Raw genomic sequence first — 10,258 nt, 5'->3', positions numbered from 1 at the left:
CCTGGGCAAAATCAAGGAGGAGGCCGCCCCGCGGCCGGGGGACATTTGCGCCAGGGGCCTATCGCCCGCTACGGGGCCCACACGCTCGCGACAGACCCGAACGAAGACATAGCCCGATCCACACGTCGCCGGCACTGCCCATCCAGACCCGTAGCGTCGTGCTTGCTCTGCGACGGCGCCTGCAACAAGACACTCCCCCAGATGGGAGAAGAACCTTTTCCCCGTACTCGCGGGCGCGGCGGCCGGCACCGGCGTCATCGGCCGGTAATACCCACGTCATGTCCACTACATCGCCCGGGCCGAGCATGGACGCAACCCGGAGGCCCGCCATGCGCTATGCCATCGTCACTGAAACGTATCCCCCCGAGGTCAACGGCGTCGCGCTGACCGTGCAGGGACTGGAACAGGGACTGCGCGCGGCCGGCCACCAGGTCGACCTGGTGCGTCCACGCCAAGCCAGCGACGGCACCGATCCAGACGGCGGCACGGTACTGGTGCAGGGCGCCGGTCTGCCGCGCTACCCCGGACTGCGCTTTGGCCTGCCCGCGCCGAAGCGGCTGGCGCGGCAGTGGCAGCTGCAACGTCCCGATGCGATCTACATCGCTACCGAGGGCCCACTGGGCTGGTCGGCGCTGCGCACCGCGCGTCGGCTGGGCATTCCGGTCGCCACCGGTTTCCACACCCGCTTCGATGAGTACCTGCCCGATTACGGCGTGGCTTGGCTGCAGGCTGCGGCATTGCGCTGGATGCGCCGCTTCCACAACCAGGCCGACGCCACCCTGGTGCCGACCCAGGAGCTGCAGCAGTTCCTCGGCGAACAGGGCTTCGACCGCGTGCGGTTGCTGGCCCGTGCGGTGGACAGCAGCCAGTTCGAACCGCAGCGACGCGATCCGGCCCTGCGCGAGGAATGGGGGATCGATGGCAACGGCTTCGCGGCGATCTACGTCGGCCGCATCGCCCCGGAAAAGAACCTTGCGCTGGCAGTGAAGGCGTTCCGTCGGCTGCAGCAGATCCGGCCCAAGGCCCGCTTCGTCTGGGTGGGCGATGGCCCATCGCGCGAGAAACTGGCGCATGAAAATCCCGATTTCATCTTCTGCGGCGTACAGCGTGGCGACGCGCTCGCACGTCACTTCGCCAGCGGCGATCTGTTCCTGTTCCCCAGCCGCAGCGAGACCTTCGGCAACGTCACCCTGGAAGCGATGGCCAGCGGCGTGGCCACCGTCGCCTTCGACTATGGCGCGGCGCGCGAGCACCTGCGCACCGATCAGACCGGCATGGCCGTGAACGATGACGCTCAATTCCTGTCCGCAGCGCTGCAGTTGGCTGGCGATGACGTACTGCGCGCCCGCCTCGGCCGCAATGCCGCCAGCGCCATGCAGCGCCTGCACCCGCAGCAGGTGGTGGCCGAGTTCGATGCGCTGCTGGCCGAACTGGCGCAGGCCCGGAGGCCGCATGCCGACCACGCCGCTTGACGCCCTGCGCGGGCGCGAAACCCGCTGGTGCCGCCGCGCCAACCATTACTGCCGTCGCCGTCGCGTGCGCCAGGCATTCGCTGCGGTCAGCCGGTTGGGCGATGGCGTGTTCTGGTATGCGCTGATGGCCGCGTTGATCCTGCTGGACGGCGTCGAGGGCCTGCGCGCGTCGCTGCACATGGCCGCCACCGGCCTGATGGCGTTGCTGTTGTACAAAGGCCTCAAGCGCTGGACCCGACGCCCGCGTCCGTATGCGGCCGATCTCCGCATCCGCGCCTGGGTGGCGCCGCTGGACGAGTTCAGCTTCCCCTCCGGGCACACCCTGCACGCGGTGTCCTTCACCATCGTCGCCCTCGCCTACTACCCGTGGCTGGCACCGCTGCTGGTGCCGTTCACCGCCGCCATCGGCGTGTCGCGGGTGGTGCTGGGGCTGCACTACCCCAGCGATGTACTGGCGGCCACGGCGATTGCAACCGCGCTGGCCGGGGCCAGCCTGCGCTGGCTGCCATTGCCGATGTAAGGCGGTTGCGGGGTCTGCCGGCCGGCATCCGGCATCGCGGGAACGGAGGCCACGCATGGCGTGGCGCTGCCCTTTTCCGCGATGTGCATGCAACCCGCTGCGGGCAACCCGTTTTACAATGCGCCCATGACCACGCTGTTCATTTCAGATCTGCACCTGGACCCGAGCCGTCCAGCCATTACCGAGCTGTTCCTGGCGTTCCTGCGCGATGAAGCGATGCAGGCCGATGCCCTGTACATCCTCGGTGACCTGTTCGAAGCCTGGATCGGCGATGACACGCCCTCCGCTGCCGCCGATGCCGTCGCCGATGCGCTGCACGCCGTCGCCGATGCCGGCGTGCCGGTGTACTTCATCCGCGGCAATCGCGACTTCCTGGTCGGCGAAGACTATGCGCGTCGCGCCGGCTTCCGCATCCTGCCCGATCCCAGCGTGATCGACCTGTACGGCCGACCGGTGCTGCTGCAGCACGGCGACCTGTTGTGCACCGACGATGTGGCCTACCAGCAGTTCCGCGCCCAGACCCGCGACCCGGTCTTCCAGGCGCAGTTCCTGTCCCAGCCGCTGGCCGCGCGCATCGCCTTCGCGCAGAAGGCGCGCGATGCCAGCCAGGCACGCCAGTCGGAAATGAAGCAGGACGATCACGCCACCTTCGAGACCGTCACCGACGTGGCGCCGGCCGAAGTGGACGCCACCTTCGTGCGCCACGGCGTAGACACCCTGATCCACGGCCACACCCACCGCCCGGCCATTCACACCCTGCAGGTCGGTGGCCACGACTGCACCCGCATCGTGCTCGGCGACTGGTACGAGCAGGGCTCGGTGCTGCGCGTCACCCCGCAGGGCTGGACGCTGGATGCGCTGGCGCGCTGAGCCGCCACGCTCCACARCAACATCCCCCGCGATCGCCGGGACGATCGCGGGGGATGCGCTTGCTCAACGGAACGCGGCGACCGTCGCCTTGGTATTGACCAGCACGCGCTGGTTGTCGGCGCTGGACGCAATGCCCATCGGTACGCCGTTGTAGTTGATGTTCGGGTTGGACCAGAAGTTCAACCGCGGGCAACCGGCCGTGCACGCGTAGGCCATGATCGTGCGCCAGCGCGCGCCGCTGGCCGGCTCATAGCGGTAGCCGTGGCCATACGCATACGGCGAGGTGCTCGAGTCGGTGGCGATGTCGTGCCGCGCGCTCTGCAGGTGGCCGATTTCATGCGCGAAGGAGTAATACCCGGTGGCGCAGTCCCAATGCACGGCGGCGAACGCGGTGGCCGCGGTCGAGCCGATGCTGGAGGCGAGCCCGCACGAACTGGCGTTGTTGATCACCAGCACGGCCACATCGGCGCGGGTGTTGTTGCGGCTGGTGTGGATGCTGTCCATCACCCCGTCCGTGGTGCTGCGGAAGCGCGACAGGTCGGTGGAGAAGCTGCTCGACTCGGCGTAGCTGGTGGTCTCGTAACCGGCCAGTTCCAGGGTGATGCCGACGTTGCTGTTGATGTAGCCCTGGTTGGATTCGGCCACGGCCAGTTGTACCAACGACTGCATGTTGCCGCCGTAGGCCGCCACTGCGCCGTTGGTCGCCACCACCAGTACACGGATGGTGGCCGGGGTGCCGGAGGAGGCTGCTGCGATCCCCGCGCGGTCGCTCACCGGCATGGCGACCTGCGGCAGGCTGTTGTAGTCAGCGGGATGGTCGGCCGGCATCCGGGTTTCATCCACTTCCACCAGCACGTGCCGTCCATCGCTGAGCGGGCGCAGTCGATACAGCTGGCCATCCTTGCGGATCGAGCCGGTGACGGTATTGCCAGCGCGTACCAGGATCACCGAGTTGGCCGGGTCCGATGCACTGGCCTGACGGTCCAATTTGGCGCTGCGCGACTGGATCTGGCCGTACCAGATGCTGCCGCCGTCGGGCAGCGCCTGCACACGCTGCTGCACCGCCTGCACCTGTGTGCCGAGCAGTTCGAACTCCAGCTGGCGCTGGCCGGCCGTGACGGCAGCGGCATCCACGCGCACTTCCTGCACCGCGGCGGTGGAGGCGGCCGACAGCACCGCCTGCGCGGCAGGTTGGTTGGCGGCCCCGGCCCGGCTGAGCACCGTGACCGGTTCAAACAGCGGCGCGGCGCTGGCAGCGCCCGCCGCCATCATGCACAACGTGATCACACCTGCGGCCTTGCTCATCGATCTGGACATCGTGTCGCCTCTCTTTGAGTGGAATACGGGGTGGTGGTGCCCGCCCATATGGCGCCAACTGATCGCGTGAATTCAATAGACCAGAGCAATCAACATTCCGAACTGTGACCGCCGACCGGCCGGTTCAGCGACGTCGCGTCCGCGTCATTTTCGCGCTACCGTTGCCGTGCAACCCCAAGGACCCCAGCGCCATGGCAGGACAGCCCACCCCGGCAACGAGGGCGGCGACGGTGTCGCTGCAGATCGGCCTGTTCTTTGACGGCACGCGCAACAATGCCGACAACCTGTTGCATGCCTCGCGCCCGCAGCGCAGCACCACGCCCACGCCGCGCCCGCCGGCGCCGTTGGTTGCCGATGACGCCTCGCCCTACCAGAGCCGCCTGACCAGCAGCTACAGCAATGGCCTGACCAACATCGCCCGGCTGCACGCGCTGTATCCCGACGATCGCGCGCAACCCGCGCATGGCGACGCCCTGTCACTGGCGATCTACATCGAAGGCACCGGCACCCGCACCGGTGAGGATGACGACCTGATGGGCCTTGCCTTCGGCATCGGGCGTACCGGGGTGCTCGCCAAGATGCGCCGCGCGTTGGATACGTGCCTGCCCGACGCGCTGCGCGCCTTGGCGCGTGTCCATCCGCATCAGGTACTGGGCACGGTGCGCATCGACCTGTTCGGTTTTTCGCGCGGTGCGGCGTCCGCGCGCGCTGCGCTCAGCCAGCTCAACCGCCGCGACGGACGCCGCTGGCTGCAGGAACAGCTGCGCCGCACCGGCTGGCAACTCGGCAGTGAGGCGGCGGTGTCGGTACGCCCGGTGCGCTTTGTCGGCCTGTTCGACACGGTGGTGGCAATCCATCCGCAGCAGCGTGATGAACTCCCGGCCGTAGCGTTGCCGGCCGGTTGCGCCGACAAGGTGCTGCAACTGGTCGCGCGCGACGAGCATCGCCAGTATTTCCCGCTGACCACGGTCGCGCCGCTGCATGAAGAGATCGCCTTGCCCGGCGCGCACGCCAACATCGGCGGCGGCTACGACCAGCGCATCGAGGGCCCGAAACTGCTCACCCGCCCGCTGGGCCAGCGCCTGCGCGACCACGGGCTGGCCGACACCGCCGTGCCACCGCTGGCGTTGCTGCGCGACACCGATGTCTACCGGGAAGCGAAGGCGGCGTGCGCTGCCTGGCAAGCGCAGCTTGGTCTGGGTGATGACGCGGTATGGGTGGATGTCTGGCACCGCTGGCAGTCGCAGCGCGTGGCCGGCAGTGACAGCGTGCTGYCGCAGTGGGTGGTGTTCGCGTATGCGGCGGTGGTGCTGAAACGTGAGATCGATGGGCGCTACCAGTGGGTGCCACTGCGCCTGATGCAGCAGCGCGCCGACGCGGCGGGGGTGCGCTGGCGCAGTGCGGTGGATGCGATGCCCGAGCTGGCCCTGCCCGCGCCGCTGCTGCCGATCGCCGCGCGCCTGTTGTCGGGCCAGCCGCTGGAGGCCGCGCAGGAACTGTTGCTGCGGCAGCGGTTCCTGATGCAATCGGCACACTGGAACTTCGACGCGCTCGGCGACACCGCCCTGCTCTACGCCGCCGATGAAGCGACCCGCGAACTGCCCTATCGACCGGGCCCGGGCCTGTTCTACATCAACCGTCCCACCGAGGATGGCAAGCGCGTGGTGCTGCCCAACGCGTGAGGCGCCCGCATGGGCGGCGGTTCATGGCGCCGGATCGAAACGCAGCCACGCATGGCGTGGCTCTACCAAACGTCACCTGTAGAGCCACCCCATGGGTGGCTGCACGCGGTCCCGGAACGAAACGCAGCCACGCATGGCGTGGCTCTACCGGGCGGGGCCGCTGGTGCGGCCGGCCTGTTCGATCAGGTCGACGAGTTCTTCCTCGTCGAAGCCGGCCAGCAGCCGCGCTTCCAGGTTGAAGGGGCCGTACAGGAAGCCGCCGGCGTACTCGTTCAACAAGGCGATGAAGCGCGCGCGCGGCTCGACCCCGGCGCGGTTGCAGTACCAGTGGTACCAGCGCGAACCGGCAGCCACGTGGGCCACTTCCTCGCGGAGAATGATCTCCAGCACATCGGCGGTAGCGTGGTCGTTGGCCGAGCGCAGCTTGGTGATCATGCCGGGGGTGACATCCAGCCCACGCGCTTCGAGCACGCGCGGCACCAGCGCCATCCGCGCCAGACCGTCGTGCGCGGTTTTCTCGCACATTTCCCACAGGCCGTTGTGCGCGTCGAAATCGCCATAGTCGAACCCCAGCGCCCGCAGCCGGCCATGCAGCAGCATGAAGTGGCGCGATTCGTCATCGGCCACGCTCACCCAGTCGGCATGGAACGAGCCGGGCAACCCGCGGAAGCGGTATACCGCATCCCAGGCCAGGTCGATTGCGTTGAGTTCGATATGCGCGATGGCATGGATGAAGGCGGCGCGTCCTTCGGCACTGCCCAGGCCACGCTTGGGCAGATCACGCGGATGCACCAGCGCTGGCCGGGACGGACGCCCCGGCATCCGTATCGGCTCCGGTGGCGGGGCATCGGCACGGACCTTGAGCTGGCCCGTGCGGAACTGCGCGGCGTAGGCCTGGGTCAGGGCGACCTTGTGCAGCGGATCGACCGCGGCCAGGCAATGCTGCGCGGCACGCAGCAGGTCACCGGCCGCCTCCAGCGGCAACTGCTCGGCCATTCCCCTGCCCTCAGGCGCGGCGCTTGTGCTTGGCGTCATCCGAACGCAGCTGCTGGATGCGCTCGAAGTAGCCCGGCTCGATACCGGTCGGGTAGATGCCGTTGAAGCACGACGAATCGAAGGCCTTCAGCTCCGGATTGCCTTCGCGCACCGCCGCTTCCATGTCTTCGATGTCCTGGTAGATCAGCCAGTCGCAGCCCAGGTGCTTTTCGATTTCTTCGATGCTGCGGTTGTGCGCCACCAGTTCTTCGGCGGCCGGCATGTCGATGCCGTAGATGTTGGGGTAACGCACCGGCGGCGCGGCGCTGGCCAGGTAGACCTTGCGGGCGCCGGCATCGCGTGCCATCTGCACGATCTGCTGGCTGGTGGTGCCGCGCACGATCGAATCGTCCACCAGCAGCACCACGCGGTTGCGGAACTCCAGGTGGATCGGGTTGAGCTTGCGGCGCACCGACTTCACCCGCTCCCCCTGCCCCGGCATGATGAAAGTACGGCCGATATAGCGGTTCTTGATGAAGCCTTCGCGGTACTTCACCCCGAGCGTGTTGGAGATCTCCAGCGCGGCATCGCGCGAGGTGTCCGGGATCGGGATGATGGTGTCGATGTCGTGGTCCGGGCGCAGGCGCAGGATCTTCTCGCCCAGCTTGATGCCCATGCGCATGCGCGCCTTGTGCACCGACACGTTGTCGATCATCGAGTCCGGACGGGCGAAGTACACGTACTCGAAGATGCACGGGCTGTGTTCGACCGGCTCGGCGCAGACTTCGGAGAACAGCTCGCCGCGCGCGGTGATCACCAGCGCTTCGCCCGGGCGCACGTCGCGCACGCGCTGGAAGCCGAGCACGTCGAGCGCGGCCGATTCGGAGGCCACGATGTATTCGTCGCCTTCGGCGTGGGCACGCTTGCCCAGCACCAGCGGGCGGATGCCGTGCGGATCGCGGAAGGCGACCAGGCCCAGGCCCAGCACCACGCTGATCACCGCGTAGCCGCCCTTGACCCGGCGGTGCACGGCGGCCACGGCGCGGATCGCCGCTTCCGGGGTCAGCTGGCGTTGCGCGTCCAGTTCGAAGGCGAACACGTTCAACAGCACTTCGCTGTCCGAGTCGGTGTTGACGTTGCGGCGGTCCTGCTCGAACACCTGCTGACGCAGGCTTTCGGTGTTGATCAGGTTGCCGTTGTGGGCCAGCGCGATGCCGTACGGCGAATTGACGTAGAACGGCTGCGCCTCGTCCATGCCTTCGGAGCCGGCGGTCGGGTAGCGCACGTGGGCGATGCCGACACGGCCTTCCAGGGTGGACATGCGCTTGGCATCGAACACATCGCGGACCAGCCCGTTGGCCTTCTGCACGCGCAGGCGGGTGCCGTCGGCGGTGGCGATGCCGGCCGCGTCCTGGCCACGATGCTGGAGGACGGTCAGGCCGTCATACAACTGCCCGGCGACGTTCTGATTGCCGACGATTCCGACGATGCCACACATGGTGCGAATCTCCGCTGGGCTGCGCCCATTTACTGTGAAGGTGGCCGTGCCTGGCCGGGGGACCCTTTCCGTGCCGGATCGGGTTGGTCCGGGCGCACGAGCGCCGGATCGGTGTTCTGGGGGGAACCGGGCGTGGCGCTGCGCGCCCATACGTCAGCCGGATCGCCCGCCGGTTGCGGGGTTTCATCGACGGGTCGCGGCCATCCACGTCCCCCCAGCAGTCCGCCAAGCACGCCATTATCGCCTGTCAGCCCCGGCTTGCCCAACTCCCCACCGGGCAGTTGCGCCATGTTCACCTCCGGCAGCGCCATCGGCAGGCCCTGCAGCCCCGGCATGCCGTCCAGGCTGGGCATCTGCGGCATGTCGGGCATGCGCGGCATCTTGGCCTGCATCCAACCCACGCCGGGTTGCAGCATGGCGCGCAGGTTGGAGTTTCGCCAGGTGGCCTCGCGGGTCAGCGGGGTATAGGAGGCCATCAAGAGCAGGGCGCAACTGATCAACCCGCCGCGAGCCAGGCCCAGCCCCCCGCCCATCAGGCGGTCGGCGCTGTTCATGCTGGTCGAGCGCACCGCCTGACGGATCACCAGGCCGATGCCCCACACCGACACCATCACCAGCAGGAACACGGTGAGATAGCCGGCGAAATAGTGCCCGGTGCCCGGCGCGGCCGGTGCCGACCACCAGCCGGCGGCGGACCTGCCGAACATCAGCGCGGCCCAGCCACCGAGCAGCCAGGAAAAGGTACTAATGACGATGCTGACGAAGCCGCGCATCACGCCCAACAGGGTGGAGATGCCGATGACGGCCAGCAATACGAAATCGATCATGCCCGTCCTCCGTTGCAGGACAGTCCGGCCTCACGGCGCGGGCGCATGGCGGGCATCAGGGGTGCGGCCGGACCATGCCGGCCACGCCGACCTTGGACGCAACCTGGGCCTTGAGGTTCTCCGCCTCGGCTCGGTTGGCGACCGGGCCGACGCGCACGCGGTTGAGCGTGCCCTTGTCGGTGCGTACCTGTTCCACGAACGCGCTGAAACCGGCGGCGCGGACCTTGTCGCGCAGCGCGTTGGCCTCCGACGCCTGGCCGAAGGCGCCCAGCTGCACGGCGAAGCCGACGCCGCTGGCGGCCGGTGCCGCCGGTGCGGCAACGGCGGCCGTTTCGGGCTTGGGCTCCGGCTTGGTGGCCGGGGTGGGCTTGGGTTCGGGTTTGGGTGCCGGCTTGGCGGCGGCCACCGGTTCAGGCGGCAGTGATTCGGTCTTGACGGTGGCCGTGGCCGGCGCGGCAGCGGCGCTGGAGGCAGCGGGCGACGTCGGCGTCGGCGTCGGGGTCGGTGCCGCAGCCGGGGTGGCGGCGACGGCAGTGTCGGCGCGCGCGTCCAGGGTGACCACTTCGGCCTTGACGTCGTTGCGCACCTTCACCGCCTGCAGGCGGGCGGCTTCGGCCTGCGCACGATCGGCATACGGGCCCACGCGCACGCGCCACGCCTGGCGGCCGTTGATGGTGGCCGCTTCGCTGAAACCCGGCAGCTGCGACTTCTTCAGGTAGGCGATCACCGCATCGGCGTCGGCCTGGCTGCCATAGGCGCCGAAGCTGACCGCGAAGTTGCCGGCGGCGACTGCCGGCGAGGTGTCCGTCGCGGCCGGGGCGGCAGCGGCCGCGTTGTCCTGCAGCGGCTGGGTGCTGGACGCACCGAGCAGGCCGGTGGCGCCGCCGGTGGGCGCGACCAGCGGCAACTCGCGGGTTTCGAACTGGCCATCCGACGGCGCGGCAGGCGCACTGATCGGCACGCTGGCCACGCCACTGTCAGGCGCAGGGCCTTTGACCAGCATGGGCAGGAAGATCACAGCCAAGGCCACCAGAACGATGGCACCAATCAGTCGCTGTTTCAGAGGAGTATCCACGGAAGGCAGGCAGGGGCGGCGC

Annotated in this window: 9 protein-coding genes; 4 read left to right on the top strand and 5 right to left on the bottom strand. The window is 68.6% G+C overall.

All coding sequences use genetic code 11. The features are described 5' to 3' along the window. The first annotated feature begins 329 nt into the window (after positions 1-329). The 3 genes from AC1DQP_RS11235 to lpxH all read left to right on the top strand — a co-directional run bounded on the left by AC1DQP_RS11235 (position 330) and on the right by lpxH (position 2,862). Complete coding sequence (locus tag AC1DQP_RS11235) at positions 330-1,472, top strand: glycosyltransferase family 4 protein (RefSeq protein WP_457318401.1); 1,143 nt, start codon at positions 330-332, stop codon at positions 1,470-1,472. Then, positions 1,453-1,992 carry a phosphatase PAP2 family protein gene (locus tag AC1DQP_RS11230; RefSeq protein ID WP_256776262.1) on the top strand — a complete coding sequence of 180 codons (540 nt, stop codon included), beginning with the start codon at positions 1,453-1,455 and terminating at the stop codon, positions 1,990-1,992. The genes AC1DQP_RS11235 and AC1DQP_RS11230 overlap by 20 nt, the downstream gene beginning before the upstream one ends. 126 nt (positions 1,993-2,118) lie before the next feature. Further along, on the top strand, positions 2,119-2,862 hold the full coding sequence (lpxH, locus tag AC1DQP_RS11225; protein ID WP_457318400.1) for a UDP-2,3-diacylglucosamine diphosphatase: 744 nt from the start codon (positions 2,119-2,121) through the stop codon (positions 2,860-2,862). A gap of 63 nt (positions 2,863-2,925) precedes the next feature. Here lpxH and AC1DQP_RS11220 read toward each other — a convergent pair whose 3' ends face one another. Continuing rightward, complete coding sequence (locus tag AC1DQP_RS11220) at positions 2,926-4,179, bottom strand: zinc-dependent metalloprotease (protein WP_457318399.1); 1,254 nt, start codon at positions 4,177-4,179, stop codon at positions 2,926-2,928. 191 nt (positions 4,180-4,370) lie between these two features. Here AC1DQP_RS11220 and AC1DQP_RS11215 point away from each other — a divergent pair, with 191 nt between their 5' ends. Continuing rightward, entirely contained in the window at positions 4,371-5,861 is a 1,491-nt protein-coding gene (locus AC1DQP_RS11215) for a phospholipase effector Tle1 domain-containing protein (protein ID WP_478051608.1), read from the top strand. Positions 5,862-6,005: 144 nt separating this feature from the next. On the opposite strand, the gene AC1DQP_RS11210 is transcribed toward AC1DQP_RS11215, so the two are convergent. Genes AC1DQP_RS11210 through AC1DQP_RS11195 form a run of 4 tightly spaced genes read right to left on the bottom strand, consistent with a single transcriptional unit; the run spans position 6,006 to position 10,236 of the window. Continuing rightward, entirely contained in the window at positions 6,006-6,857 is an 852-nt protein-coding gene (locus AC1DQP_RS11210; protein WP_478051607.1) for a ferritin-like domain-containing protein, read from the bottom strand. A gap of 10 nt (positions 6,858-6,867) precedes the next feature. Continuing rightward, a complete protein-coding gene (gene purF, locus AC1DQP_RS11205) occupies positions 6,868-8,334 on the bottom strand; it encodes an amidophosphoribosyltransferase (RefSeq protein ID WP_256776257.1) in 1,467 nt (488 codons plus the stop codon). A gap of 29 nt (positions 8,335-8,363) precedes the next feature. Further along, positions 8,364-9,161, bottom strand: coding sequence for a CvpA family protein (locus AC1DQP_RS11200; RefSeq protein WP_256776256.1), 798 nt, complete (start codon positions 9,159-9,161; stop codon positions 8,364-8,366). A gap of 55 nt (positions 9,162-9,216) precedes the next feature. Further along, positions 9,217-10,236: an SPOR domain-containing protein gene (locus AC1DQP_RS11195; RefSeq protein WP_457318396.1), complete on the bottom strand. Its 1,020-nt coding sequence runs from the start codon at positions 10,234-10,236 to the stop codon at positions 9,217-9,219. Positions 10,237-10,258: the final 22 nt, after the last annotated feature.

It is taken from the genome of Stenotrophomonas sp. P5_A8, from assembly GCF_056400545.1.
The sequence above is the reverse complement of the archived record's forward strand: the minus strand, read 5'-3'. Positions and strand labels throughout refer to the sequence as shown.

What these genes read in the sequence shown, in the direction of transcription:
- AC1DQP_RS11235 (WP_457318401.1), top strand. Translation starts at nt 330, where the DNA reads ATGCGCTATGCCATCGTCACTGAAACGTATCCCCCCGAGGTCAACGGC.
- AC1DQP_RS11230 (WP_256776262.1), top strand. Translation starts at nt 1,453, where the DNA reads ATGCCGACCACGCCGCTTGACGCCCTGCGCGGGCGCGAAACCCGCTGG.
- lpxH (WP_457318400.1), top strand. Translation starts at nt 2,119, where the DNA reads ATGACCACGCTGTTCATTTCAGATCTGCACCTGGACCCGAGCCGTCCA.
- AC1DQP_RS11220 (WP_457318399.1), bottom strand. Translation starts at nt 4,179, where the DNA reads ATGTCCAGATCGATGAGCAAGGCCGCAGGTGTGATCACGTTGTGCATG.
- AC1DQP_RS11210 (WP_478051607.1), bottom strand. Translation starts at nt 6,857, where the DNA reads ATGGCCGAGCAGTTGCCGCTGGAGGCGGCCGGTGACCTGCTGCGTGCC.
- purF (WP_256776257.1), bottom strand. Translation starts at nt 8,334, where the DNA reads ATGTGTGGCATCGTCGGAATCGTCGGCAATCAGAACGTCGCCGGGCAG.
- AC1DQP_RS11200 (WP_256776256.1), bottom strand. Translation starts at nt 9,161, where the DNA reads ATGATCGATTTCGTATTGCTGGCCGTCATCGGCATCTCCACCCTGTTG.